We start from the raw sequence: 25,054 nt of genomic DNA, 5'->3' as shown, positions 1-25,054 counted from the left end.
AGCCAGCACGTACAGCCGGGCAGGACCTTCACACACATAAGGATGATGAGATGATTTATACCGCTCCCGGTCAGGCAGGTGCCCTGGTCAGCTTCAAGTCCCGTTACGACAACTTCATCGGTGGCGACTGGGTGGCGCCGCGCGCCGGCCGCTACTTCGAAAACATCTCGCCGGTGGACGGCAAGGTGTTCTGCGAGGTGGCCCGATCAGACGCCGCCGACATAGAGCTAGCGCTGGATGCCGCCCACAAGGCGTTCGCCAGCTGGAGCAAGACCAGCGTCACCGAGCGCAGCAACCTGCTGCTGCGCATCGCCGATCGCATCGAGCAGAACATCGAAGTGCTCGCCATCGCCGAGACCTGGGAGAACGGCAAGGCGGTGCGCGAGACCCTGGCCGCCGACCTGCCGCTGGTGGTGGATCACTTCCGCTACTTCGCCGGCTGCATCCGTGCCCAGGAGGGCTCGGCCGCCGAGCTGGATCAGCACACCGTCAGCTACCACTTCAAGGAGCCCATCGGGGTGGTCGGCCAGATCATCCCCTGGAACTTCCCGCTGCTGATGGCGGCCTGGAAGCTGGCCCCTGTGCTGGCGGCCGGCTGCTGCAGCGTGCTCAAGCCCGCCGAGCAGACCCCGGTCACCATCATGCTGATGATGGATCTCATCAAGGACATACTGCCCCCCGGCGTGGTCAACGTGGTCAACGGCTTCGGCGCCGAGGCGGGCCAGGCGCTCGCTACCAGCGACAGGATCCAGAAGCTGGCGTTTACCGGTTCAACTGAAGTCGGCGCCCATATACTGCGCTGCGCCGCCGACAAGCTGATCCCCTCCACCGTCGAGCTGGGCGGCAAGTCCCCCAACATCTATTTTGCCGATGTGATGCAGCATGAGAGCCAGTACATCGACAAGGCGGTGGAAGGCATGCTGATGACCTTCTTCAACCAGGGCGAGGTGTGCACCTGCCCCTCCCGCGCGCTGGTACACGAGAAGATCTACGACGACTTTATGGACAGGGTGCTGGCCCGCGCCCGCACAATCGTGCAGGGCAACCCCCTCGACACCGCCACTCAGGTCGGTGCCCAGGCGTCCCGCGAGCAGTTCGACAAGATACTGAGCTACATGGAGATAGGCCGTGGCGAGGGGGCCAAAATGCTGATCGGCGGCGGTCCAGCCAAGGTGAATGGGCTGGAGGGGGGCTTCTACATCCAGCCCACCATATTCCACGGCCAGAACAAGATGCGGGTGTTCCAGGAGGAGATCTTCGGGCCGGCGCTCGGGGTCACCACCTTCAAGGACGAGGCGGATGCGCTGGCCATTGCCAACGACACCCAGTACGGGCTGGGGGCGGGCCTGTGGACCCGCGACAGCAACCTGGCCTGGCGCATGGGGCGCGGCATCCAGGCCGGCCGGGTCTGGGTCAACTGCTACCACGCCTACCCGGCCCACGCGGCCTTTGGCGGCTACAAGAAGTCAGGCATAGGCCGCGAGACCCACAAGATGATGCTGGATCACTACCAGAACACCAAGAATCTGCTGGTAAGCCATGACATCAATCCCCTCGGCTTCTTCTAAGCCCATCCTGTCATCAACAAGGGCGCCTGCGGGCGCCCTTTTCATTGCTTAGAGTGGTCGCTGCTAGAGCGCCGCCTGCCCGGCACCGATGCCCAGCTGCTGGCGATAACGCTGGGGGGAGCAGCCCAGTTCACGATTGAACATGGCGATGAAGGCCGAGGTGGAGCCGTAACCGAGCCGCCAGCCAATCTCCTGCACCGGCAATTCCCCCTTGAGCCAGGCCAGCGCCTTGAGCAGCTTGAGCCGGGCCCGCCATTGGCCGAAGTTCATCCCCAATTCCCGCACGCAGCGCCGGGCCAGGGTGCGCTCCGTGCTGTGCAACTGTTCGGCCCACTGGGCCAGGGTGCGCGGATCGGCGGGATCGCTGTGAAGCGCCGCCAGCATGGGGGCCAGCAGCTTGTCCTGGCTCATGGGCAGGTAGCTGTCCTGGCAGCGGGTGCGGGTCAGCTTCTCCACCAGCAGCTCGGCCTGGCGCACGTCCCACTCATCCTGCATGTGGCCCAGCTTGCGCTCGCAAAAATCCGCCAGCATGGCCCGGATGAGCGGCGTTATCTGCAGCAGGCAGGGCTCGGCCGGCAATCTGGCCGCCAGGGCGTGATTGACATAAATGGAGGTATAGTCGAGGGCCTGCTGGTTGTAGGAGGCGTGCTCCAGGTTCGCGGGCACCCAGATGAGGTAGTCGGCGGGCGCCACCAGCCGGTGATCCTCCAGCACGATTTCCAACACCCCCAGGCTTATCATGCTGAGCTGGCCCCAGGGGTGGCTGTGGGACGCACAGGCACTCTCGGCCTGGATTTGCTGATAGCGCAGATAGAGGGGATTGGGCTCGGGCAGATGCAGATCCGTCGGATGGTAGTGACGTATGGCCATAACGGGCGGATTGTCCTTTGCACGGGATAATTTGTCATTTTTACGTTACTTGATAACAGAAAGACAAGGGTAGACTGGCCATCTCGATAATAAGGAGCCTTTGATGCGTATCTTCTTCCCGCTTATGTTCCCGCTGATGGCCGTGTTGATCTGGGCCACCAATACAGTGGTGTCCAAGGCCGCCGCCGATGTGCTGGATCCCGCCGCCATCTCCTTTTACCGCTGGGTGATCGCCGCCCTGGCGCTGACCCCCTTCTGCCTGCCGCAGCTGTGGCGCCGCCGTGGCGAAATTCGCCCCTGGCTCGGCAAGCTGCTGGTGCTGGCGGCCCTTGGCATGGTGCTCTACCAGTGCCTCGCCTATTACGCCGCCCACACCACCTCGGCCACCAACATGGGGGTCATCGGCTCACTCATCCCGTTGCTGACCCTGCTGCAGAGCGCGCTCTTCTTCGGCCAGCGGCCGGGCAAGCAGGCCCTGCTCGGCATGAGCATCTCGCTGTTCGGGGTGCTCTGGCTGCTGAGCCAGGGCCAGCCGCTGGCCCTGCTGCACAACGGCATCAATCAGGGGGACGGGCTCATGCTGCTCGGCTCAGCCAGCTATGCCCTCTATGGCCTCTTGATCCGCCGCTGGCAACTGCCGTTCGGCCCCTGGCTCAACCTCTACATGCAGATCCTGCTGGCTGTGCTCTTGCTGATCCCGGTCGCCCTCAGCGCAGACTCCCTGGCGGTCCCCGCCGAGGGCTGGGGCCTGGTGCTGTTTGCCGGCATAGCCTCTTCCCTGCTGGCGGCCTATTGCTGGATGCGCGGCCTCGCCTGCATGGGGGCGGAGCGCACCTCAGTGTTCATGAACCTGATGCCGCTGTGCACGGCGCTGATCGCCGTCATCACCCTGGGGGAGCCCATCCACGGCCATCACCTGCTCGGCGGCGGCCTGATCCTGACCGGCGTCATGCTCTCCCAGTTCAAACCCAGGGTATGCCCCGCCCTCGCAGGGGAGGCATAAAGCGGCACGGTAAAGTGTGTGCAACACAAGACAAGAAGGGAGCCCAGGCTCCCTTCTTGTTTGCATCTTAGCGCTAAAAACCACCCGCTCGGTTGCCCCGGCGCCGGCGGAGCGAGCCGGGCCCGCAGCGCAAAGGCTAGTTCACGCCGATCGGGCTGTACCCGCTCATGCGTTCACCCCCTTCATGCCTTCCCGGGTATAGCGCTCCCCCGCCACCGGCAAGGCCGTGATGGCGCTGTCCAGCGCGGCGAGATCCTCTGTTGCCAGGTGTACCGACAGGGCGCCCAGATTATCCTGCAGATGGGGGATCCGCCTTGTGCCGGGAATGGGCACTATGTCATCCCCTTGCGCCAGCAGCCAGGCCAGGGCGATCTGCGCCGTCGTGCACTGCTTGCGTGCCGCCAGGGCCATGATCACCTCCACCAGCGAGCGGTTGGTGGCGATGTTTTCCTGCTGAAAGCGCGGCAGGCTGGCCCGAAAGTCACCCTCTTCAAACGCCGTATCCTGCTGGAAACGTCCGGTCAGAAAGCCCCGCCCCAAGGGGGAATAGGCCACCAGCCCTATGCCCAGCTCGCGGCAGGTCGGCAGCACCTGGGCTTCGACATCCCGCGTCCAGAGCGAATATTCCGTCTGCACCGCCGCCACCGGATGCACGGCATGGGCGCGCCTCAAGGTGGCCGCGCTGACCTCGCACAGACCGATACGGGCAATCTTGCCCTCCTGCACCAGTGGCGCCAGCCCCGCCATCGTCTCTTCGATGGGGTGCGCCGGGTCGATGCGATGCACATAGTAGAGGTCTATCTGCTCGACCCCGAGCCGGCGCAGCGAAGCTTCACAGCTCTGCCGTGCATACTGGGCGCTGTTGTCCAGGGTGCGCCTGTACTCGCCACTCTGGCGCACTATGCCGAACTTGGTGGTAACCTTGACCCCGGCGCCGTGGGTCGCCAGGAAGCGGCCGATCAAGGCTTCATTGTGGTGCGGGCCATACATGTCGGCGGTGTCGAGAAAATCGATCCCCATCTCGATGGCCCGGGCCAGCACCCGCAGAGCCTGCTCATCATCCCGCGGGCCATAAAATTCACTCATGCCCATGCAGCCGAGGCCCATGGCGGATACGTCCAGATCGGTTCCCAGTGTTCGTCGTTGCATACATGTCCTCCTTACAAGATGGGGGTCAGTATGGTCTTCCGAATAGGGTTTCGGTATAGACTGGATTGGCAGTCAGCTTTCCGATTATGGAAGATACATGAACTCTCTCTTGCTATGGGATGATGCCCGGGTCTTTCTGGCCATCGCCCGCAGCGGCACCTTGAGTGGCGCCGCCCTCACCCTTGAGCTGGGCATTGCCACCGTCTCTCGACGGCTGGATCGCCTGGAGTCGGCACTGGGCCTGCCGCTGTTCAGTCGTCATCAGCACGGCTATCGGCTGACCGACGATGGGGAGGCCCTGCTGGCGCGGGCCGAGGCGCTGGAACATGCCGGGCATGCCTTTGGCGACGCCGGGCAGCAACAGGGGCAGGTGGCCGGCTCCGTGCGCCTCGCCACCGCAGACAATCTGGCCAACCCGCTCATCATTCCCTCCCTGGCCAGGCTGTTTGCCATTCATCCCGACCTGCGGGTGGAGCTGGTCACAGGCGTGCAAACGGTGAACCTGCACAGGCGCGATGCCGATCTGGCCGTGCGCATGGTCAAACCTGACGCCGGCAACGTCACCATCAAACGGCTGGGCACCCTGGGCTTCGGCCTCTATGGGGCTCGCAGCTATGTCGATACCCGCCAGCCGGGGACAGATGCGGCCAGCTTGGATGAGGATGCCTTCATCGGCTGGGGGGAAGCCCACGGCCATTTGCCCGCCGCCAAATGGATGGCTCGCATGCTGCGTGGCCGCCCCTGCAGGGTGGAGACCAACACGCTGTCGGCCCAGCTGGCCGCCGCCACCGCCGGCCTCGGGCTGGCGGTGCTGCCCCATTATCTGGCCAAAGAGACGGATCTCGTCTGCCTCCTGCCCGAGCTGGGGGTGGATCAGCCGATCTGGCTGGTGATCCACACAGATCTCGCCCACTCCAGACGGGTGCGGGCCGTCGCGGATCACCTGATCCAGCTGTTCGAGGAGGCCGAGTCAGCCCTCCACCCTTTCCCGCTGGGCGCACTGTGAATCAGGCGGGGTAGCAAGGGCTGCAACCCATGCCGCAACGGGCAGACAGCAAGAAGGGAGCCCAGGCTCCCTTCTTGCATTGCATCTTCGCGCAAAAAATGCGGGCTCAGTTGCCCCGGCGCCAGTGGTAGCGCCGCTCGGGCCGGCCACGCTGACCGTAGTTGAGATCCACATCGACCCTGTCCTCCGACTCCAGATACTCCAGATAACGGCGCGCCGTGGTACGGCTCAAGGAGAGGCGCAGCGCCACCGTATCGGTGGAAAACGCGGTATCCGGCTCGCCGGCCAGCAGCTCCAGCACCTGACGCAAGGTGATGGCGTCGATCCCCTTTGGGGTATCGCGCACCTCCCTGGCCTGGGGGCGCCCCTTGCCCATCAGCCGATCCAGATCGCTCTGCTCCAGGGAGCCGCGCTCGCAGATGCGCCTGTGCAGGGTGAGAATCTCGTCCAGGCTCTGCTGGATGCGAAACAGTCGCAGCGGCTTGATGATGTAATCCTGCACCCCCAGGTTGAGGGCCTGCTGTATGGTCTCAACGTCGCAGGAGGCGGTCACCATGATGACATAGGCCTCGCGGTTGTGGCTGCGCAGCCGGTTCACCCACTCGAGGCCCGAGCCGTCGGGCAATGAGATGTCCACCAGCAGCAGCTGTGGCTCGGTCGCACGCATCATGAGATCGGCCTGGGTCAGGCTCTCGGCCCGACCCAGCAGGGAAAATCCGGGGGTGGAGGAGACCAGCTCGGCCAGAATGGATCCAATCCGTTCGTCATCCTCGATCACCAGAGTGAAAATGGGCTCCATAGATCACACCAATTGGTTTTTATTCAAGTAGATACCGAACAAAGTTGTCTGTTCGGCGGTGCGTCGCCATTCTATCACACCCCCTCGCCTGGCCACCGTCTCCTTGACCAGGAAGAGGCCGACCCCGTGATCGCCGGTCTGGCGGCTGATACCGTAATCAAACAGATGATCCGCCAGCGCCTCGTCCACCCCCTCGCCGCTGTCCTCCACTTCAATCACCAGCCGGCGACCAAAGTCGTTGAGGGAAATCAGCACCCGCGGCGGACACAGCTTGCGCCGCGCCCAGGCGGCGCGAATGCCGTTGTCCAGCAGGTTGCCGATGAGGGTGATGAGATCCGCCGACACGGCCGCCGGATACTCAGCCAGCGCCGAGTCGGGATCCAGCACCAGCTCCACCCCCAGCTCCCGCGCCCGGCTGAACTTGCCAAGGATGAGCCCGGCCACCGGTTTGTCCTCGATGGCCCGCAGCAGACCCTGCAGCATGGTCTGGCAAGCCTCGCTCTCCTGCTGAATGAGCTCCACAGCCTGATCCACGTGGCCGAGCTGCAGCAGGCCGGAGAGGCTGCTGAGCTTGTTGGCGAACTCGTGGGTCTGCATCCGCAGCATCTCGGCATACTGGCGCAGATGGGTCACCTGCATGCCGAGGCTGCCGGTCACCTCGGGTCGGCTGAAGATGAGCAGGCGCCCGGGCACCTTGCCCTCCACCGCCTGCCAGCGCCCCACGAACGACTCCCCGTGCACAGTGAAGCCGAGCTCGGTCTCAAGCTGAGTCAGGGCCGGGGCCAGCGGCGGCGACAGCTCGGCCAGCGACTGGCCCAGCAAGGAGTGCCGCCCTGTGCCCGGCAGGCGCAGCTGATAGCAGGCGGCGCTGTTGAGCATGCGAATGTTGCCCCCGCTGTCGATGGCGATCACCCCCTCGGAGATGTGCTCAAGCACCAGCTCCTGCAGCACGAAGCGGTTGACGATGGCCTCGGGCTCCAGATCCAGCAGGGTGCGCCGCAGCAGGTGTTGCAGCCAGAGCGCCAGCAGCAGGCCACAGCCCAGCACGGCGCCGATGGCGCTGACGAGCAGGGTGATCCGCTCCAGATAGATGCCCTCCACAGTCCGCATCAGGTAGCCGACCGCCACCACCCCCATGGCGCGCCCGTCCGCCCCTATCACGGGGGCGAAGCAGCGAATGGCCGGCCCCAGGGTGCCCTCGTCCCTGGAGCAATAACTGCCCCGCTCATTGAGGGCCGGCCAGATGTCCTCACCACGGAATTTCTGCCCCACCAGCTCGGGCCTGGGATGGCTGAGGCGACGGCCATGCTCGTCGGTCACCACCATGTAGGCGGCGTCGGTGCGGCTGCAGATCCCCTGCACATAGTCGCGCAGGCCGGGATCCCTGCCCAGCTGCAGGGCCTGCACCACCCGGCTGTCCGCCGCCAGCACCCGCGCCAGATCGCTGCCTTTCTCCTGCAGGTTGCTCTCCAGCAGGTGGCGGATAAAGAGGGCGAGCAGGCCGCCCAGGATCAGGATCAGCAGCAGGGAAAGCCCGAGGGAGAGGGTGACCAGTTGGTGGCGCAGTTTCATCGATTAGCCTTGCAACATCAGGAAGCGGACCAATAGTGCGGGCGCCACCAGGTCTGGTCAATCAGTGGCGCAGGATCACCGCTAAAATCGGCCAAACCCTCCTCGAGGGCGGTGAGGGCCACCGCCCTGGCGACCGCGCGGGCCACCTCCCCCACCTGCTCTATGGGGGGCAACAGGCGCCCCTCGGCCAGCAGATAGGCGCCCACAGCCCGCACCGCCGCCTGCAGCATGCCATCGCTGATGCGCTGCGCCTTGACCGCGCAGGCCCCGAGACCAATGCCCGGGAACACGTAGACGTTGTTGCACTGGGAGACCACCCGCGCCTCCCCCGCCACCGTCACAGGGGCAAAGGGGCTGCCGGTGGCGAGCAGAGCGCGCCCACCGGTCGCCTGCCACACCTGCTCCGGCGTCGCTTCGGCACTTCGGGTGGGGTTGGAGAGCGGCAGGATCACCGGCCGCTCGCAGGCGGCGCCCATGGCCGTCAGCACGGCCTCGTCGAACAGACCGCCCTGGCCGCTCACCCCGATCAGCACCCCGGGGCGCAGCCGCTCAATGAGCGCAGGCAGCTCGGCGCAGGCCTCTTGTGGCGGACGGGCAAACGGCCGCTGGGACGGCGTCAGGTTGGTGCGATCCAGGCAGACCAGGCCATCCTGATCAAATAACTGTACCCGCTCCGGGCCGCCCGCCAGTTGGGCCAGCATGGCGGCGATGCCGCAACCCGCCGAGCCGGCGCCGACGATCAGCACAGGGGTGTCGGCCAGCCGGCTGCCCGCCTGCTGCAGCCCCGCCAGCACGCAGGCCGAGGCGACCGCCGCCGTGCCCTGGATGTCGTCGTTGAACATGCACAGCTCGTCTCTATAGCGGGCCAAGAGGTTGGCGGCATGCTTGCCGGCGAAGTCTTCAAACTGCAGCACCACTTGGGGCCAGCGCTTGCGAATGGCCGCCACCACCCGATCCATGAAGTGGTAATAGGACTCGCCATCCACCCGGTTGGCCTGCCAGCCGAGGTAGGAGTCATCCTCCAGCAGCTCGGGGTTGTTGGTGCCCACATCGACACACAGCGGCAGGGTGCGCGCCGGGTTGATGCCGCCAGCGGCCGAGTAGAGCGCCAGCTTGCCGATGCAGATCCCCATGCCGCCGATGCCGAGATCGCCGAGCCCCAGCACCCGCTCACCGTCGGAGATGACGATGACATCCACCTCCTGTTCTACCGCGGCGAAGATGGCGTCCAGATCGTCCCTGTCGTGCCAGGAGAGATAGAGACCGTGGCTGCGCAGATAGAGGTCGCTGTGACGCTGACACGCCTCCCCCACCACAGGGGTGTAGATGATGGGCAACAGCTCGGGCAGGTGGTGGCGCACCAGATCGTAAAACAGTACAGGGTTGTCTTCCTGCAGCTGGCGCAGCAGCAGGTGCTGATCGAACGGGCTCTGCATGGCAGAGACAAGGCGGTATATGCGGCGCCGTTGCTGGGCCAGGGACTCCTCCTTGTGGGGCATGCGCCCCATCAATCCCTGTCGCTTGCGTTCGGCATAGGGCAGGCTGGTGCCCATCATGATGTCGTTCATTGTCGATTCCTTATGCCAGCAGCGAGATGAGCAGGGTGGCCAGGATCAACATGACGGCGCCCCCGAGACGGGAAGATATCTGGGCAAACGGCATCAGCTTCATGCGCTGGGCCGCCGACAGCACGGCCACATCGCCCGTGCCTCCCATGTTGGCCATGCACAGACCGCCGGTGATGGCCGCCTCTATGGGATAGAAACCTATCATGCGCCCTACCAGGGCCGCCCCCAGGGCACCACCGACCACGGTCACCAGCACCAGCACGAAGTAGCTGATGGAGAAGGCGCTGATGAGCTCGGGGATGCTGGTGTAGGCAACCCCTATCCCCACCAGCAGGGAGGGCGTCAGATTGCCGACCACGAACTGGTACCAGTCGGCGGCCGCCTGCTCGTAACGGCGCGGCAGCAGGCCGCTCACCTTGATGATGGCCACCGCCAGTATCATGAGCGCGAAGGGGTGCATGGGAATGAAGTTGCCGAGCAGGGAGCCCAGCACGAACATGCTGGAGCTGATGAAGAGCCCCATGCCGAGACTCTCCAGGGTCGGTGCCTGAACCTGCTCTTCGGCCACCTTCTGGCTGCTCTCCTTGATCATCAGCTGGCCGTTGCCGGTCAGGGAGGGGTAACGACGGCCGAGACGGGCCAGCAGGGTGCCCACCAGAATGGCCAGGGTGTTGGCGATCACCACGGCGGGCACCATGCGTGACAGCAGATCGGCGCTGGACATCTGCATCGGGCCCGAGAGGATCTCCACCAGCGGCACGGCGCCGGCGCCCATGCCGCCGCCCATGATGGGCAGGCCGATGAGCAGCACCGCATTCTTGAAGCCATAACCCATCAGGGAGCCGACCAGGCCGACGCTGAGCAGCGCCAGGGTCACGCCCCCCAGGATCACCGGCAGGTAACGCATGGCGGCATTTTTCAGCAGGGCACTGCTCATGCCGAACACGGAGCCGGTCACCAGGCTGGCGATGAAGAAGTTGAGAAAGCCCCCCTCCTTCATGAAGCCGATGATCACCTGACCCGCCTCGATTGGCAGGATCCGGTATTCAAACAGGGCGGCGCCGCCGAAGATGGCGAGTATGGTGCCGCCCCCCAGGTATTCACGTATGGGGGTGATGCACTCCCCCAGCTCGGTCAGCAGGGTGCCGAGCACGAACATCAGCGCCAGCGCACCGACCATGCCAAGCGGCAAGGATCCATTCCAGCCCGAGAAGAGCACGCAAGTGGCAAGCCCGAGGAAGATCATCATGGGCATGCCGGCAATCTGTCGGTCGCCAAACAGCGCGACCCTGGTTTGTGAGGTAGAGAGGTTTTTCATTGTTATGCTCCAGCGTGTGGTGTGGCGCTACTCTAGTGATCCTCCCCTTCCCTGTCGGTTAGCCCGATTGCAAAGGCATATAAAAACATTAAAATCTTAAACGCTATGACCCAAAAACAGCCATAAACTGCCCCCGCCAGCGTTATTCACGAGCCCTGAACTGCGCTAGCCAGATACAGAAATAAAGGGTGATGTCGGCATGACATCACGACCTGGCGGGATAAACATTAAACATTGATTAAATTTCACTCACCAACAGGCAAGAAATAACCGGATCGCGCTCGGATGATGACAGCCCCATATATAGGCTGCGTCTTCATATCAAAGCGGCAACAAGGCTGGCATAGCGCCAGGCGGATCATCTGGTCCCGGGCTCCACCGGCAAGAGAGGGTTCCGAGAGGGATGCCATGTGGGTTGCATCGCAGGCGCGACGCGACAACTGTGCCTTCCAGTGCGATCAATGAGGCAGACGGGACAGGGCATGCCCCAAGGATCGGGCATACCTGAATAGCCAGTGCCTCATTTCAGCCTGCTTGTTTTCGCTATTCGGCTAATAACAGTGGAATATTGGCAGGGTCAAATTCATGACAGATATCGCTCGCTTCCAGACTGAGGCCATAATGCGCGTCGGCAACATATTCTCCATCGGCCAGCAGGCTCTCGATTGAAAAATGGGGGTCACCCGATTCATATCGTTCCACAGCTATCGTCTCCCTGTTTAGCTGACCCATCAATATTAGTGGATAAAAAACAGGCTGCCGAATTTATATGACACCTTGTTGACCAAAAATAATAGCAGGCGCGACCCTTTCCTTATTTTCATCCCACCAACCAGCCCACGTTTATTTATCCCGCCAGGGTATGCCATGGGATTTCACGCACTTTTCGCTCATTTCCAACCCAAAAAGCCTCTTATGAGGCTCAATACTCATCAAAAAAGCGCCATAAGAAACCTGTCTGAAGTTTTTCCAAACAAGATCCCGATCACACTATTTACTTAGCCTGCTAAATAACTACAATGCTTAGCAGGCTAAGTAAGTGGAGAGCACGAATGATGAAGGATCTGGAAATGTTGCGCGAGTTGTCCCTCGCCGAGCGCGTCGGGCGTCTGCATCGACTGTGGCGTACCGTGGCCGATCTCGAGCTGGCGCCCCTGGGCCTGACCCATCCACGCTGGACCGCACTGTGGAAACTCAGTCAGCTCGGTGGTCACCTCAGCCAGAAGACGCTCGCCGAGGCGCTGGAGATAGAGCTGCCCTCCCTGATGCGCACCCTGGGTCTGCTGGAAGAGCAGGGGCTGATTGAGCGCCACAGTTGCAGCCAGGACAAACGGGCCCGCATCGTCACCCTGACACCAGAGGGCAAGGCGCTGCTCGACCAGATCGAGGATCGCATCATAGGGGTGCGTCGGGATCTGCTCGCCGGCATCAGCCAGAAAGAGCTGACGCAATTTGAAGACATAGTGCACCGGATCTCCGCCAACGCCCTCGGCAAGATAGGTTCACAGAGTGAAGAGAGAGAATAAGATGACCCCGGATCAACAATTCAAACGCTGGATAAAATGGGCCATGGGGTCCTTCATACTGGTATTTGGCTACTTCCTGCTGGCCGACCTCAAGATGCCGCTCACCCCGCAAGCCATGGCCACCCGTGTCGTGACCAAGATGGCCCCCCAGGTCAGTGGCAAGGTGGCGCAGGTCGCCGTCGGCAACAACCAGCATGTCAAACAGGGGGATCTGCTGTTCACGCTCGATCCAGCCCCCTTTGCACTGGCCGTCGAACAGGCCCGGCTCGCGCTGGATCAGGCCGAGCAGCAGAACCGTCAGCTCGACGCCACCCTGAACGCCGCGACCGCCGACTTCAACTCGTTGCAGAGTCAGGCCTCCCAGAAGCTGCGGGAAGCCGAACGCATCGACGCCCTCTATCGCCGTCACATGGTGTCGGAACAGCAAAAAGATGATGCCGACAGCGCATTTCGCACCGCCCAGGCCAACCTGATGGCCAGCAAGGCTCGCATGACCCAGGCCAGGGTGAACCGCGGTTTGTCCGGCGATGACAACCTCTTGCTGCGTCAGGCGCGCAACCACCTCGCCCAGGCCGAGCTCAACCTCGCCTACAGCCAGGTACACGCCAGCCAGGATGGCATCATCACCAACCTGCAACTCAAGCCGGGCAGCTTCGCGGCGGCGGGAGCCCCGCTGCTGGCACTGGTCTCCGAGCAGGTGGACGTGATCGCCGATTTTCGCGAGAAGAGCCTGCGTCACGTGGCTCAGGACAGCCAGGCGCTGGTCGCCTTCGATGGCGAGCCGGGCAAGCTCTATCCGGCCCGGGTCACCAGCCTGGATGCCGGTGTCAGCGCCGGTCAGTTCGATGCCAACGGTCTGCTGGCCAGCCCCACCGAATCGGATCGCTGGGTGCGCGATGCCCAGCGGCTGCGCCTGCACCTGACGCTGGAGCAGTTGCCAGGCCACCTGCCGGCCGGTGCCCGCGCCACAGTCCAGCTGCTGCCGGACAACGCGCTGAGCGCCCTGTTTGCCCGCGGCCAGATCCGCCTGCTCAGCCTGCTGCACTACATCTACTAAGGTGGCAACCATGAACCTGTGGCACAGGCCCCTCACCGCCAACGAGCTGCGCCAATGTCTGCGCATCGCCTTTGGCTGCACCCTGGGGTTCTTGCTCTGTAAAACCTTCGGCTGGAACTATGGGGTCTTCTATACCGTAACCCCGGTATTGCTGCTGGGCATGGTGCCAGTGATGAACGGCCATGCCGCCCGTCAGCTGATCGCGGCCGCCGTCATCTGCGGTGTGGAAGTGGGCCTGCTGGGAGGGCTGTTTGGCGGCCATCCCGGCCTGATGATCCCCATCGCCTTTTTGCTGTTTCTCTACCGCTTCGCCGCCATGTCGCGGGGCAGTTTGTTTCTGTTCGGTGCCAATGGCGTGTTGAGCCTGAGCATAATGCTGCACTTTGCCAGCTATCCACAGACCGATCTCAACGACCTCATCTTCAGCAACCTGTGGGCCAGCACACTGTCGGTGCTCATCGCCTACCTGATGACGGCGCTGATCCCGGATGTGGAGGAGCGGCCCAAGCCGGCGGCGACCCCCAAGGCACCACACAGGATGCGGCACGAGGCCCTGCTCGGCGCCAGCATAGCCACCCTCTCCTTCATGGTGTTCCAGATCTTCGACTTGCGGGACTCCATGTCTGCCCAGGCCACCACCCTGCTGCTGCTGTTTCCCATGCACTGGAACGGCGCGCTGAGCTATGCCCGCAAGCGGGCCATGGGCACACTGCTCGGTGTGACCTTCGGCCTGCTCAGCCAGCTGGTGCTCTACGACTGGTCCGGCTTGCTCCTGCTGGTCGCCCCCATGCTCTGGCTCGGCGCCATGCTGTTCAGCCACGCCCATGTGAAGGAGGCGAGCGGTTCCGGAGTTGGCTTCGGCGCCCTCACCACCCTCGGCATACTGTTTGGCCAGTACCTGACCCCGGGCAACGATCTGGTGTTCAGCGCCCTCTATCGGGTGAGCAGCATACTGTTTGCCATCGTCGCTACCCTGCTGGCCTGTTATCTCATCCACCGACTGCTTAACCGCTTCGAGGCGACTCGGTTCGGTTATTGACTCCCTGTTGTTAGCTCAAGGATGTGCTGTTTTTCGCCCCGCTATGCCTACCGGGGCGTTTTTTTGTCCGCATTTTGCAGGCCAGCCGCGCTGGTCGGACAACAACAGCAACTATGCTTGCTAGGGTGGTCACAAGGCGGAGAGGCACAATGGCACGAGTTCACAATGGCTGGCTGGCAGTCGCCCTCTCGCTGGGCATAAGCAGCGCCTGGGCCGCCCCTGTGCTGATCGCCGCCGAGGACGACTGGGCCCCTTATTGCGCGCTGAACAAGGAGACTGGCCAGCCAGAGGGGCTGGCACCGGATCTGGTGAAAGCCATCTTCGCCGTGGAGGGCATAGCCGTCGAGTTTCGCACCATCCCCTTCGCCCGCTGCATGCACGAGGCCAAAAGCGACAAGGTGCTTGGCTGTTTCGATGCCACCATCACGGAGGAGAACCGCTACCAGTACTATTGGCACGAGACCCCCATGTTCGAGGAGGATCTCGCCATCTTCGCCTTGGCCAGCGAGCCTCGTCGGGATCTCAAACTCACCTCGCTGGAACAGAAAACGGTGGGCATCACCCTCGGCTACACCTATCCCACCGATTTCATGGAAAACCCCAGGATCACCCGCTTTCAGGCCAAGTCGGACACCCAGATCATCGAGATGCTGGTGCGCGGCCGGGTCGACTACATACTGATGAACGAGATGCCGGGCTACCTCAAGATCCAGCAGAAGCAGCTGACCGGCCGGGTGGTCAAGGTGGGCAAGCTCTCCACCGACGGCTTCTGGCTCGCCTTCTCCCGCGCCCATCCCCAGGGAGAGGCCATGGCCAGGCGCTTCGAGGAGGGGCTGCAGAAGATCAAAAACAATGGCACCTACGAGGCGCTGGTACGGGACTTCGAAGCCAGGCTTGGACTCCATTGAACAGTTTTGCTGCGCCACCTGCGATATATGACGACGCTGGCCCGAACCGTGCTACTGTGGCCCCTCACTCGTCGGCCGATTGCGCTCTGCACCTGATGACAGGCTTGTCATGCAAAAGAGTCGCCAGCCAGGGCAGCCCTTGCCCACCTCTCACCCTCAACCCGACGTCGCCAGACCAGCTGTATTGACCCGATGCCATAAGGCGCATCCCTCCCCGTCGCAGCCTGTTCTCACTGTTGTTATCTGCTATCCACTCTTTTTTACTGCGACAGCGGCCATCCCGACGAGAACAAGCTTCAAGCCAGCGGCCTGAGGCGATTTTCTGTTTGGCGCAGCCCTGCCGCCCACACAGGACACATCGACATGATTGCCTACCTCATTCTGGTTCATCGCTATCCCGGTCAGTTCAAGCGCCTGTTCAAGGCGATTTACCACGACAGCAACCACTACCTGATCCACGTGGACAAGCGCTCGGGCCCGGATCTGCAGCAGGAGATAGCCCGCTTTCTGGCCGATTACCCCAACGCCACCATGCTCCCCAGCAAGAATGCGCTCTGGGGCGGTTACAGCCTGGTGGATGCGGAGCTGCGCGGCATAGCGGCGCTGCTGGAGCAAAACAAGGAGTGGGAGTTCTTCATCAATCTGAGCGCCCAGGACTTCCCGCTGCGCTCCCAGCACGACATTCACGACTTCCTGCGCGATCACAAGGGCAAGGATTTCCTCAAGGTCGCGGATCAGCGCCAGCACAGACCGGACACACTGCACCGCATCGATCACTATGTGACCGAAACCGCGACTGAGCTGGTGTGCGAGCCGGTGAAGACCCGTCCCTATCTGGCGGGTGTGACCCCCTACATTGGCAATCAGTGGATGATCCTGAGCCGGGCCTTCTGCGAATTCGTCAGCCACAGCCCGGAGGTCGACCGTTTCAAGGATTTCTACCGCCACACCCTGATCGCCGACGAGGGCTTCTTCCAGACGGTGATCATGAACACCAGCTATCAGGGCCAGATAGTCAACGATGACAAGCGAGCCATCGACTGGATCCCCATGGGGGACATCAAGCTGCGCCCGCGCGACTACACGGTGCACGACGCCGAGGCCCTGCAGCAAAGCGAGCACCTGTTCGCCCGCAAGTTTGACGAGACCATAGACAGCGACATCCTGGATATCCTGGAGCGCGCCATGAGATGCCCCCTCGACACACCCGTCATCCGGCAGGCTGCGTTGGTATGACCATGCGATTCACCCGGACACTTACCGACGCAATCCGCCTCCGGGATGATTGCGACTTGGGCACAAGCTGGTAGGCTCAAGCCCGGATGACACCGATGGAGAGTTCAAGATGAAACACACCAATATTCTGTTGCTGGGCATCACGGCCCTGACCCTGCTGAGCGGTTGCGAACGCGGGGCCACCACCTTGAGCGTGACCGGCGGCGATCCCGTCACCTATCAGTGTGAGCAGGGCAAGAAGGTGCAGGTGAGTTACTTCGCCCTCTCCGACCAGAGCCTGAACTTCGTCAAGCTGGCACTGCCCGATGGCAAGGATTACACCCTGCCGCAGACGGTCTCCGCCTCCGGCGCCCGCTATACCGATGAGCATGAGGCCGTCTGGTGGAACAAGGGGGAGGAAGGATTCGTCGAGATGCGCGACAAGGATGGCGAGTGGCAGAGCGTCTACAACGACTGCAAACAGCAATAATGAGAAATCCCGGCCTGGCCGGGATTTTTGTTATTTGACCCCGCCATCGAAGCGACTCACTACACGCACCCGTATGGTGTGGAGCTTCTGCTCATACACCCGATAGCGCGTCTGGGTGAAATCGGTCCAGGATGACGTTGCGCCATCCTCCGGCATGGTTGCCGGCCTGCTGCCATCACAAGTCGACACCGTTTGAGCAGCATAAAAAAAGCCAACCCCATCGGGTTGGCTTTTATCAACGTCAGCCGCGCTTGTCGCTCACCACCAGCCAGAGCGCATGCACCATGCCGGGCAGGCCGCCGAGCAGGGTCAGCACTATGTTGATGAAAAAGTGCAGGCTGAAGCCTACCTGGATAAAGGCGCACACGGGGGGCAGAAAAATGGCCAGCAAGATTTTGAGCAGATTGTTCATCTCTCACTTCCTCGTCAAAGATGTTTCACGGTTCGGGATGGGCTCACCATAAACAGCCTTGGCCTCAACTGCAAACGAAACAAAGGGCCGCTCACGGCTGAGTGAAACAGGGGATCCGCGTCTCCTGCTGCTCGCGCCAGGCCTTGAGGTCATGAATCACCTGATTGCTGCTGCCGCGCCAGAGCAGACCGGGATCCGCCAGCCCCTTCTCGAACTTGCCATCCACCAGCACATCCAGCAAGGCCACCAGCTCGCACTGGGCCGGCGAGAGCTCGCCAAGCAGATAACCGGTCCAGCACCAGATGTCCTTGCCGGGGCACTCGGCCCGCACCCGTTTCACCAGCGCCAGCACCTGGGGCACGTTGGCCGGATGCAGTGGATCGCCGCCGGAGAGCGACAGACCCCGCCGCTTGATGCGCGTGTCGTTGAGATCGCCAATGATGCGATCGCTCATCGCCTCATCAAACGGCTTGCCGCCATCGAGCCGCCAGGTGCTCTGGTTGTAGCAGCCCGGGCACTGGTGCTCGCAGCCCGACACAAACAGGGTGGCGCGGGTGCCGGGGCCGTTGATCACATCGACCGGGTAGTATTGGTGGTAGTGCATCTCGTCTCTCCTCAACCCGTCATGGGCCGGGTTCGCCAATAAAAATGGCTCCCTCATCATCGGGAGCCATCTCACCGCTCAGCCGCCCGGCTTACATATGTTTGACGCGGCGTTTCACCTCTTCCTGCTTGCCCGCGTTGAAGGGGCGCGCATCCGGGCTGCCGAGGTAACCGCACACCCGGCGGGTCACCGATACCTTGGCCGGATCGTGATTGCCGCAGCGCGGGCAGGTGAAGCCCTTGGAGGTGCACTCGAACTCGCCGGTGAAACCGCAGTCGTAGCACTCGTCAATCGGGGTGTTGGTGCCGTAATAGGGCACCTTGTCATAGCTGTAGTCCCAGACGTTTTCGAGCGCTTCCAGGTTGTGCTGGATATTGGGGTACTCGCCGTAGCAGATGAAACCGCCGCTGGCGATGGGCGGATAGGGCGCCTCGAAATCCAGCTTGTCGTACGGGTTCACCTGCTTCTCCACGTCGAGGTGGAAGCTGTTGGTGTAGTAACCCTTGTCGGTCACACCGGCCACCACGCCAAACTCCTTGGCGTCTATGCGGCAGAAACGGGTGCAGAGATTCTCGCTCGGGGTGGAGTAGAGGCTGAAGCCGTAGCCGGTTTCCTCTTTCCACTCGTCGGTCGCCGCCTTGAGCCGCGCTATGATGGCGATGGCCTTCTGGCGCAGGGTGTCGCTGTCGAACAGATGGACATCGGTGCCAAACAGGGCGTTGATGGTCTCGTGCACTCCGATGTAGCCGAGCGAAATGGAGGCGCGACCGTGCTTGAAGATCTCGCTGACGTTGTCGTCGGCCTTGAGCCGCACCCCGCAGGCCCCTTCCATGTAGAGGATGGGGGCGACCCGCGCCTTGACACCGTCGAGCCGCTCGATGCGATACATGAGCGCCGTCTTGGCCACTCGCAGGGCGGCATCCAGCTTGTCCCAGAAATCCGCCTCGTCGCGAGACTTGAGGGCGATGCGCGGCAGGTTGAGGCTCACCACCCCGATATTGTTGCGCCCCTCGTGGACCAGCTCGCCATGCTCCTCATAAGCCCCGAGGAAGGAGCGACAGCCCATGGGGGTCTTGAAGGAGCCGGTCACCTTGACCACCTGGTCGTAGTTGAGGATGTCCGGATACATGCGCTTGGAAGCACACTCCAGCGCCAGCTGCTTGATGTCGTAGTTGGGATCGCCCTGCTTGTGGTTGAGGCCATCCTTGATGGCGAACACCAGTTTCGGGAACACGGCGGTCTTTCTGTTCTTGCCAAGGCCGGCGATGCGGTTGCTGAGGATGGCCCCCTGGATCATGCGGGACTCCCAGCTGTCGCCAAGGCCGAAGCCGAAGGTGACGAAGGGGGTCTGGCCGTTGGCGGTGTGCAGGGTATTGACCTCGTACTCCAGCGACTGGAAGGCGTCGTAGCACTCCTTCTCGGTGCGGGCCATGGCGTAGGCGTCCACATCGCTGATGCCCCACTCCTCGGCCACTTCCCTGTGCTTCTGCCAGCTGATGGTCACATAGGGGGCCAGCACCTCGTCGATGCGGTTGATGGTGGTGCCGCCATAGATGTGGCTCGCCACCTGGGCGATGATCTGGGCGGTCACGGCAGTGGCCGTGCTGATGGATTTGGGGGTGTCTATCTCCGCATTGCCCATCTTGAAGCCGTGGGTCAGCATCCCCTTCAGGTCGATCAGCATGCAGTTGAACATGGGGAAGAAGGGAGAGTAGTCGAGATCGTGGAAGTGCAGATCGCCGCTCTCGTGCGCCTGCACCACGTCGCGGGGCAGCATGTGGCTGGTGGCGTAATGCTTGGCGACGATACCGGCCAGCAGATCGCGCTGGGTCGGGATCACCTTGGAATCCTTGTTGGCGTTCTCGTTGAGCAGGGCCGCGTTGGTCTGCTCCACCAGGCCACGGATCTCCTGGGCCAGTCGGCCGCGGGCCTCGCGGGCCTGATCCCGGTCGTGACGATATTCGATATAGGCACGGGCGATGGCCTTGTCGTCGGAAGCCATCAGGTGGTTCTCGACCCGGTTCTGGATCTCGTGGATATCCACCTCGCCACGCCCTTCCAGCTCCTGAGTGACGGCAGCGGCAACGCGCTCACCCAGGGTCGGATTGGCCTGACTGACCGCCTCTGCCGCTCGGCCCACTGCCTCGGCAATCAGCTGGGCATTGAATGGTGCGCGACATCCATCACGTTTGATCACAACCGGTTTCATGCGTTTTCCCCGTTTAAAAGGCCAGGCTATCGCCTTCGGCTTACCCTTGTTTGGTGCCCTTCTCCACGCCTCGTCCTGGGCGCAAATAAATTCAGCCGAGGCTTGACAAGCCTGGGCTGACGATGAGAAGAGAACAGCTTGTACACAGCTTAATAACACAACATATAGGTGTTTTATATGAATGCGTCCCTATATGTGGTGTCTATTAGGCACCAAAGCGCGGCCTCATTTCTTGATCCAGAACAGGTTTTGAGGCGAGTGGCGCAGTTCCCGACCAGTGAAAAACAGCCCCATACAAGGCCATTCCCAAGCCTGGTGCGGGCTGGCGTTCGACGGGGCCGTGACAGAAAAAAATCCCCTCCTGCGACAGTGGCTGACGAGGGCACGTCTGGCGCAAAACAGGCATAATGAGTGGAATATCATTGCTATCGACGGGACCCCACATGGCCAAGACCCTGCTACTGCTGCTGTGCCTCCTGCCCTGCCGGTTGTGGGCGGCCGAGATCCTGGTGATCAGCAGCTATCACCCCGAATACCTGTGGGATCAGAGCTACAACGCCAGCCTGCAAGCCCATCTGAGCGGCAAGAATCACATCAGCCACTTCTACATGGACACCAAGCGCCACCCCAATGGCGATTTCGACAAGATTGCCGAACAGGCGCTGGCCTTTTACCAGCAGGTCAAGCCGGACCTGGTGGTGCTCGGCGACGACAACGCCATCAACTATCTGGCCAACGAGATTGCCTCCCTCGGCACTCCCGTGGTGTTTCTCGGCATGAACGAGAACCCGCGCCACAAGGGGCTGGTCGGTCACCCCAAGATCACAGGCGTGCTTGAGCGCCCCCTGCTCAAACGCAACATCAGCGAGATGAGCCAGCTGATGGGGGGTATCGAGAAGGCGCTGGTACTGTTTGATTCCAGCAACGTGGCGCTCACCGCCATCGAGGACGAGTTCAAGACCCAGACCGATCTGCGGGTCGGCCAGACCCGGGTCAACAGTCAGCTCATAGGTGACTACAGCCTGTGGCAGGAGGCGGTGCTCAACGCCAAAAAAAATGGCTACGAAGCCATCTTTATCGGCCTCTACCACACGCTGGTGGACGATGATGGCAAGCACGTGAGCGAACAGACTGTGCTGGAGTGGACCAGCGCCCACAGCCCTGTGCCCCTGTTCTGCTTCTGGGAGTTCACCGTGGGCCCGGGCAAGGCCATCGGCGGCCTGGTGCTGGATGGACGCGATCAGGGGGCCAAGGCGGCCGAGCTGGTCAACGCCATACTGGCGGGGGCCCAGCCCAAAACCCTGGCACCGCGCGCCGCCCTGCGCGGTGAATATGTGTTCAGCAAGCAGGAGCTGGCCCGCTGGCAGCTCACCCTGCCAGACAAGTGGCGCTACAAGATCCTCTGGCGTGAGTGATTCACCGCCCAAAAACAAAGAGAGAACCCGGCCAGGCCGGGTTCTCTCTTATCGGGTTGCGCTGCGAGCAAGCTGGACGGGGGCGACTCAGCCTTGCAACGCCTGTTGCAGCTCTTCTTCGGTCCAGATGGTGATGCCGAGCTCCTGCGCCTTGGTCAGCTTGGAGCCGGCCGCTTCCCCCGCCACCAGCACATCCGTCTTGGCCGACACAGATCCCGCCACCTTGGCCCCCAACGCCTGCAGCGCCGCCTTGGCGTCGTTGCGTGACAGCTGGGTGAGGGTGCCGGTCAGCACGAAGGTCTTGCCGGCAAAGGGCTGATCGCTTGCCTCCTTCTTCTCGATGGCCGGCCAGTGGATACCGGCCGCCAGCAGGGCTTCCAGCACCTCCACATTGTGAGGTTGACGCAGGAAGTAGTAGACGTGCTTGGCCACCACGTCCCCCACGTCGGCCACTTCGAGCAGCTGCTCCACCGAGGCGGCGCGCAGGGCCTCCAGGGTGAGGAAGTGGTTGGCAAGGTTCAGCGCGGTCGCCTCCCCCACCTCGCGAATGCCCAGCGCAAACAGGAAGCGCGGCAGGGTAGTGCTGCGCGCCGCATCGATGGCCGCCACCAGATTGAGCGCTGACTTCTGTCCCATTCGCTCCAGCCCGGCCAGCTGGATGGCGTTGAGGCTGAACAGATCGGCCGGGGTCTTCACCAGCCCCTTGTCCACCAGCTGCTCGACTATCTTGTCACCCAGGCCGTCCACGTCCATGGCGCGGCGTGCGGCGAAGTGCTTGATCGCCTCCTTGCGCTGCGCCTCGCAGAACAGACCGCCGGAGCAGCGGGTCACCACCTCCCCCTCCAGCCGCTCCACCGCGGAGCCACAGACAGGACACTGGGTGGGGAAGAGGATCTCGCGGGCATCAACGGGACGCTGCGCCTCCACCACGGCGACTATCTGCGGGATCACGTCCCCGGCCCGGCGCACTATCACTGTATCGCCGATCATGACGCCAAGGCGCTCAATCTCGTCGGCGTTGTGCAGGGTGGCGTTGGAGACGGTGACGCCGCCGACAAACACCGGCTTGAGCTTGGCGACCGGGGTCACGGCGCCGGTGCGGCCGACCTGAAACTCGACGTTCTCCAGCAGTGTCATCTCCTCCTGGGCCGGGAACTTGTGGGCCGTGGCCCAGCGCGGGGCCCGCGCCACAAAGCCCAGCTCCTCCTGCAGGGGGATGGCATCGACCTTGTAGACAACGCCGTCGATCTCGTAGGCCAGCTCGCCACGGCGGGTCAGGATGTCATCGTGGAAGGCCTGGCAACCGGCCGCCCCCTCCTTGAGTTTCACCTCCTGACTCATGGGCAGGCCCCACGCCTTGAGCTGACACAGGCGACCAAAGTGAGAATCCCCCAGCTGATCGCCGCCCACCCCGACGCCATAGGCATAGAAGTTCAAGGGCCGGCTGGCGGTGATGCGCGAATCGAGCTGGCGCAGGCTGCCTGCTGCGGCGTTGCGCGGGTTGACGAACACCTTCTCCCCTGCCGCCAGCGCCTTGGCATTCATCGCCTCGAAGCCGGCCTTGGGCATGAAGACCTCCCCCCTCACCTCCAAGCGGGCGGGCCAGCCCGTGCCCCGCAGGACGAGTGGGATCGCCTTGATGGTGCGCACGTTCTCGGTGATCTCCTCACCCGTGGTGCCATCGCCCCGGGTGGCAGCCTGCACCAGCTGACCATCCACATAGAGCAGGCTCACCGCCAGACCGTCCAGCTTGGGCTCGCAGCAGAAGGTAAAGCTCACCTCCCGCTTGAGACGATCGCGCATGCGCTGCTCGAAGGCCTGCAGCTCCTCGCTGCTGAACACGTTGTCCAGACTCAGCATGGGGATCTCGTGGCGTACCTGCTTGAAGGCGGTCAGCGGCTGACCACCGACCCGCACGCTGGGGGAGGCGGAGGTCTTCAGCTCGGGATGGTCGGCTTCCAACGCGATCAGTTCGCGCATCAGCCGATCGTATTCGGCGTCCGGCACGGTCGGCTCGTCCAGCACATAGTACTGATGACCGTATTCAATCAGCAGCTCACACAGTTGACGGTGGCGGGAGAGGGTTTCGCTCATGGAGAAGTCTCGGACTGTGGTTGGAATAATAAGTTAACCGCACAAACAAAAATGCGGCACCTGGGTACCGCACTCTTGATGTACTCGACCCGCGTGGAGTCTTAGTCGCGACTGGCCTCGTAGGCAGCCAGTTCGTGCCGGTAACGGGCTATGGTCTCGTCGCTCAGCGGGCTGCGATCCATGTCAGTCAGCATGGCATCCAGATCGCTGGCCAGCTGGTCGGCAGCCTGCAGCATGTGCTCGAAGGCAAAGGCGGCATTGCTGCGCAGCGGCAACTGCATGAACAGGGAGACACCCGGGGTGTCGAACTGTTCCATCCGGTAGGGATTGAAGGTGCCCGGCTTGACCATGTTGATCATGGAGAAGAGCACTTCACCCTTGCCGTTGAGATCCTCGTGGCGATGGAAGATGTCCATCTCGCCAAACTTGAAGCCCAACGCCATCAGGGAGGCCAGCAGGGTGGCCCCTTGCAGATCGTGACCGGGGCGCGCCATCAGGTTGATGACATAGACATCCTGCCAGATCTTCTCGACCGGCGGGGTATCGAGCAGCGGCTCGCGGACGGGCTCTTCATACACGGGCTCCTCGTAGGCAGGCTCGGGGACTGCATAACGGGCCTGCTTGTATTCGGGTGCCGGCGCTTGAACCGGTTCGCGCACACCGAATGTCGGGGCTGTGGCATAAGCCGGTTCGACCAGGGGTTCATCATCCAGCGGTTGCAGCAGCGGCTCGCGCTGGGGACGGGAACGGTGTACCGGGGTACGACGGATCACCTGGGCAGGCTTGCGCACCGGCGCGGCAGGCGCTTCCTCTGCTGTCTCGACCAGGGGCTCCTCGAACTCCTCCTCGTCCTCTTCATAGACGGGGGGCGGGGCAACCGGACGAGCGGCAGGCTTGCGCACCACGGGCGGTGGCAGCTCGGCGTCATCATCCTCATCATCGAAGGCGGGGACGGGCGCACGACGGCTGACATCCGGCTGGCGAGCCTCGTCGCTGTGGAGCTTGGGCTCGGCACGACGGCTGCCGCTGACCACACGCACCTGACCTATGCCATCGCTGTCGAAGGCGTCATTGTCACGAGTCCGTGATTTGGATTCCATCCGGCCCAGAGGTTTCTCTTTGATCGGTGCCTGACGATTCTTTCTGTTGCTCCACAACCCGTGAATGAGCAATGCCGCAATAGCAATACCGCCCAGGGCAACCAAGATGTAACGCAATTCCTGCATTAGCTG

Annotated in this window: 23 protein-coding genes; 10 read left to right on the top strand and 13 right to left on the bottom strand. The window is 62.7% G+C overall.

The features are described from left to right. Nucleotides 1-50 precede the first annotated feature (50 nt). A complete protein-coding gene (gene exaC / locus AACQ95_RS18025; protein ID WP_241279242.1) occupies nt 51-1,568 on the top strand; it encodes an acetaldehyde dehydrogenase ExaC in 1,518 nt (505 codons plus the stop codon). A 63-nt stretch (nt 1,569-1,631) separates the two neighbouring features. Here the strand turns inward: exaC and AACQ95_RS18020 are convergent, their stop codons facing one another. Next, nucleotides 1,632-2,438, bottom strand: a complete 807-nt coding sequence (locus AACQ95_RS18020) for an AraC family transcriptional regulator (RefSeq protein WP_241279241.1) — start codon at nt 2,436-2,438, stop codon at nt 1,632-1,634. Nucleotides 2,439-2,541: 103 nt separating this feature from the next. Here AACQ95_RS18020 and AACQ95_RS18015 point away from each other — a divergent pair, with 103 nt between their 5' ends. Then, nucleotides 2,542-3,441: a DMT family transporter gene (locus tag AACQ95_RS18015; RefSeq protein ID WP_241279240.1), complete on the top strand. Its 900-nt coding sequence runs from the start codon at nt 2,542-2,544 to the stop codon at nt 3,439-3,441. Between the two features lie 165 nt (nt 3,442-3,606). Here the strand turns inward: AACQ95_RS18015 and AACQ95_RS18010 are convergent, their stop codons facing one another. Beyond that, complete coding sequence (locus tag AACQ95_RS18010) at nt 3,607-4,590, bottom strand: aldo/keto reductase (RefSeq protein ID WP_241279239.1); 984 nt, start codon at nt 4,588-4,590, stop codon at nt 3,607-3,609. A gap of 97 nt (nt 4,591-4,687) precedes the next feature. Here AACQ95_RS18010 and AACQ95_RS18005 point away from each other — a divergent pair, with 97 nt between their 5' ends. After that, the gene (locus tag AACQ95_RS18005) at nt 4,688-5,596 is read left to right on the top strand and encodes a LysR family transcriptional regulator (RefSeq protein ID WP_241279238.1); all 909 of its coding nucleotides are present in this window, start codon (nt 4,688-4,690) and stop codon (nt 5,594-5,596) included. A gap of 106 nt (nt 5,597-5,702) precedes the next feature. On the opposite strand, the gene AACQ95_RS18000 is transcribed toward AACQ95_RS18005, so the two are convergent. From AACQ95_RS18000 to AACQ95_RS17980, 5 genes are all read right to left on the bottom strand, one after another. After that, nucleotides 5,703-6,395 (bottom strand): response regulator, encoded by a 693-nt coding sequence (locus AACQ95_RS18000; protein WP_005316875.1) that lies wholly within the window; start codon nt 6,393-6,395, stop codon nt 5,703-5,705. A gap of 3 nt (nt 6,396-6,398) precedes the next feature. Continuing rightward, nucleotides 6,399-7,967, bottom strand: a complete 1,569-nt coding sequence (locus AACQ95_RS17995; protein WP_043554821.1) for an ATP-binding protein — start codon at nt 7,965-7,967, stop codon at nt 6,399-6,401. A 17-nt stretch (nt 7,968-7,984) separates the two neighbouring features. Continuing rightward, nucleotides 7,985-9,535 carry an oxaloacetate-decarboxylating malate dehydrogenase gene (gene maeA / locus AACQ95_RS17990; RefSeq protein WP_241279237.1) on the bottom strand — a complete coding sequence of 517 codons (1,551 nt, stop codon included), beginning with the start codon at nt 9,533-9,535 and terminating at the stop codon, nt 7,985-7,987. Between the two features lie 10 nt (nt 9,536-9,545). Beyond that, nucleotides 9,546-10,853, bottom strand: a complete 1,308-nt coding sequence (locus tag AACQ95_RS17985; protein WP_241279236.1) for a 2-hydroxycarboxylate transporter family protein — start codon at nt 10,851-10,853, stop codon at nt 9,546-9,548. A gap of 543 nt (nt 10,854-11,396) precedes the next feature. Beyond that, entirely contained in the window at nt 11,397-11,588 is a 192-nt protein-coding gene (locus tag AACQ95_RS17980) for a hypothetical protein (protein ID WP_084214009.1), read from the bottom strand. 317 nt (nt 11,589-11,905) lie between these two features. Between AACQ95_RS17980 and slyA the strand changes: the two genes are divergently transcribed. From slyA to AACQ95_RS17950, 6 genes are all read left to right on the top strand, one after another. Beyond that, nucleotides 11,906-12,379 carry a transcriptional regulator SlyA gene (gene slyA, locus AACQ95_RS17975; protein WP_043134552.1) on the top strand — a complete coding sequence of 158 codons (474 nt, stop codon included), beginning with the start codon at nt 11,906-11,908 and terminating at the stop codon, nt 12,377-12,379. A gap of 1 nt (nt 12,380) precedes the next feature. Beyond that, entirely contained in the window at nt 12,381-13,436 is a 1,056-nt protein-coding gene (locus tag AACQ95_RS17970; RefSeq protein ID WP_043554817.1) for an HlyD family secretion protein, read from the top strand. 10 nt (nt 13,437-13,446) lie between these two features. Continuing rightward, nucleotides 13,447-14,475, top strand: coding sequence for a DUF2955 domain-containing protein (locus AACQ95_RS17965; protein WP_043554816.1), 1,029 nt, complete (start codon nt 13,447-13,449; stop codon nt 14,473-14,475). 149 nt (nt 14,476-14,624) lie between these two features. Beyond that, nucleotides 14,625-15,383 (top strand): substrate-binding periplasmic protein, encoded by a 759-nt coding sequence (locus AACQ95_RS17960; RefSeq protein ID WP_103471370.1) that lies wholly within the window; start codon nt 14,625-14,627, stop codon nt 15,381-15,383. Between the two features lie 363 nt (nt 15,384-15,746). Further along, complete coding sequence (locus tag AACQ95_RS17955) at nt 15,747-16,619, top strand: beta-1,6-N-acetylglucosaminyltransferase (protein WP_241279235.1); 873 nt, start codon at nt 15,747-15,749, stop codon at nt 16,617-16,619. A gap of 109 nt (nt 16,620-16,728) precedes the next feature. Beyond that, nucleotides 16,729-17,088, top strand: coding sequence for an MliC family protein (locus AACQ95_RS17950; protein ID WP_241279234.1), 360 nt, complete (start codon nt 16,729-16,731; stop codon nt 17,086-17,088). Between the two features lie 30 nt (nt 17,089-17,118). Here AACQ95_RS17950 and AACQ95_RS17945 read toward each other — a convergent pair whose 3' ends face one another. From AACQ95_RS17945 to nrdD, 4 genes are all read right to left on the bottom strand, one after another. Further along, on the bottom strand, nt 17,119-17,244 hold the full coding sequence (locus AACQ95_RS17945) for a hypothetical protein (RefSeq protein WP_277604392.1): 126 nt from the start codon (nt 17,242-17,244) through the stop codon (nt 17,119-17,121). A gap of 85 nt (nt 17,245-17,329) precedes the next feature. After that, nucleotides 17,330-17,500 carry a YqaE/Pmp3 family membrane protein gene (locus AACQ95_RS17940; protein WP_042867241.1) on the bottom strand — a complete coding sequence of 57 codons (171 nt, stop codon included), beginning with the start codon at nt 17,498-17,500 and terminating at the stop codon, nt 17,330-17,332. A gap of 91 nt (nt 17,501-17,591) precedes the next feature. Further along, the gene (nrdG, locus tag AACQ95_RS17935) at nt 17,592-18,104 is read right to left on the bottom strand and encodes an anaerobic ribonucleoside-triphosphate reductase-activating protein (RefSeq protein ID WP_043554814.1); all 513 of its coding nucleotides are present in this window, start codon (nt 18,102-18,104) and stop codon (nt 17,592-17,594) included. 91 nt (nt 18,105-18,195) lie between these two features. Continuing rightward, on the bottom strand, nt 18,196-20,313 hold the full coding sequence (gene nrdD / locus AACQ95_RS17930) for an anaerobic ribonucleoside-triphosphate reductase (protein ID WP_241279233.1): 2,118 nt from the start codon (nt 20,311-20,313) through the stop codon (nt 18,196-18,198). A gap of 443 nt (nt 20,314-20,756) precedes the next feature. Here nrdD and AACQ95_RS17925 point away from each other — a divergent pair, with 443 nt between their 5' ends. Further along, on the top strand, nt 20,757-21,728 hold the full coding sequence (locus AACQ95_RS17925) for an ABC transporter substrate-binding protein (protein ID WP_098984738.1): 972 nt from the start codon (nt 20,757-20,759) through the stop codon (nt 21,726-21,728). 87 nt (nt 21,729-21,815) lie between these two features. Here AACQ95_RS17925 and ligA read toward each other — a convergent pair whose 3' ends face one another. Next, nucleotides 21,816-23,822, bottom strand: coding sequence for an NAD-dependent DNA ligase LigA (gene ligA, locus AACQ95_RS17920; RefSeq protein ID WP_241279232.1), 2,007 nt, complete (start codon nt 23,820-23,822; stop codon nt 21,816-21,818). A 101-nt stretch (nt 23,823-23,923) separates the two neighbouring features. After that, nucleotides 23,924-25,048: a cell division protein ZipA gene (zipA, locus tag AACQ95_RS17915; RefSeq protein ID WP_103471377.1), complete on the bottom strand. Its 1,125-nt coding sequence runs from the start codon at nt 25,046-25,048 to the stop codon at nt 23,924-23,926. Nucleotides 25,049-25,054: the final 6 nt, after the last annotated feature.

This window comes from Aeromonas sp. MR19 (assembly GCF_963899305.1).
GTDB lineage: Bacteria > Pseudomonadota > Gammaproteobacteria > Enterobacterales > Aeromonadaceae > Aeromonas > Aeromonas bestiarum.
Note: the sequence above shows the minus strand (reverse complement) of the source record. Positions and strands in the feature narration are given on the sequence as shown.

Coding starts and splice junctions, on each gene's coding strand:
- AACQ95_RS18015 (WP_241279240.1), top strand. CDS start 2,542: ATGCGTATCTTCTTCCCGCTTATGTTCCCGCTGATGGCCGTGTTGATC.
- AACQ95_RS18010 (WP_241279239.1), bottom strand. CDS start 4,590: ATGCAACGACGAACACTGGGAACCGATCTGGACGTATCCGCCATGGGC.
- AACQ95_RS17970 (WP_043554817.1), top strand. CDS start 12,381: ATGACCCCGGATCAACAATTCAAACGCTGGATAAAATGGGCCATGGGG.
- AACQ95_RS18000 (WP_005316875.1), bottom strand. CDS start 6,395: ATGGAGCCCATTTTCACTCTGGTGATCGAGGATGACGAACGGATTGGA.
- AACQ95_RS17955 (WP_241279235.1), top strand. CDS start 15,747: ATGATTGCCTACCTCATTCTGGTTCATCGCTATCCCGGTCAGTTCAAG.
- AACQ95_RS17965 (WP_043554816.1), top strand. CDS start 13,447: ATGAACCTGTGGCACAGGCCCCTCACCGCCAACGAGCTGCGCCAATGT.
- AACQ95_RS17945 (WP_277604392.1), bottom strand. CDS start 17,244: ATGCCGGAGGATGGCGCAACGTCATCCTGGACCGATTTCACCCAGACG.
- maeA (WP_241279237.1), bottom strand. CDS start 9,535: ATGAACGACATCATGATGGGCACCAGCCTGCCCTATGCCGAACGCAAG.
- slyA (WP_043134552.1), top strand. CDS start 11,906: ATGATGAAGGATCTGGAAATGTTGCGCGAGTTGTCCCTCGCCGAGCGC.
- AACQ95_RS17950 (WP_241279234.1), top strand. CDS start 16,729: ATGAAACACACCAATATTCTGTTGCTGGGCATCACGGCCCTGACCCTG.
- exaC (WP_241279242.1), top strand. CDS start 51: ATGATTTATACCGCTCCCGGTCAGGCAGGTGCCCTGGTCAGCTTCAAG.
- nrdD (WP_241279233.1), bottom strand. CDS start 20,313: ATGAAACCGGTTGTGATCAAACGTGATGGATGTCGCGCACCATTCAAT.
- AACQ95_RS17940 (WP_042867241.1), bottom strand. CDS start 17,500: ATGAACAATCTGCTCAAAATCTTGCTGGCCATTTTTCTGCCCCCCGTG.
- zipA (WP_103471377.1), bottom strand. CDS start 25,048: ATGCAGGAATTGCGTTACATCTTGGTTGCCCTGGGCGGTATTGCTATT.
- AACQ95_RS17960 (WP_103471370.1), top strand. CDS start 14,625: ATGGCACGAGTTCACAATGGCTGGCTGGCAGTCGCCCTCTCGCTGGGC.
- AACQ95_RS17995 (WP_043554821.1), bottom strand. CDS start 7,967: ATGAAACTGCGCCACCAACTGGTCACCCTCTCCCTCGGGCTTTCCCTG.
- AACQ95_RS18020 (WP_241279241.1), bottom strand. CDS start 2,438: ATGGCCATACGTCACTACCATCCGACGGATCTGCATCTGCCCGAGCCC.
- ligA (WP_241279232.1), bottom strand. CDS start 23,822: ATGAGCGAAACCCTCTCCCGCCACCGTCAACTGTGTGAGCTGCTGATT.
- AACQ95_RS18005 (WP_241279238.1), top strand. CDS start 4,688: ATGAACTCTCTCTTGCTATGGGATGATGCCCGGGTCTTTCTGGCCATC.
- AACQ95_RS17985 (WP_241279236.1), bottom strand. CDS start 10,853: ATGAAAAACCTCTCTACCTCACAAACCAGGGTCGCGCTGTTTGGCGAC.
- nrdG (WP_043554814.1), bottom strand. CDS start 18,104: ATGCACTACCACCAATACTACCCGGTCGATGTGATCAACGGCCCCGGC.
- AACQ95_RS17925 (WP_098984738.1), top strand. CDS start 20,757: ATGGCCAAGACCCTGCTACTGCTGCTGTGCCTCCTGCCCTGCCGGTTG.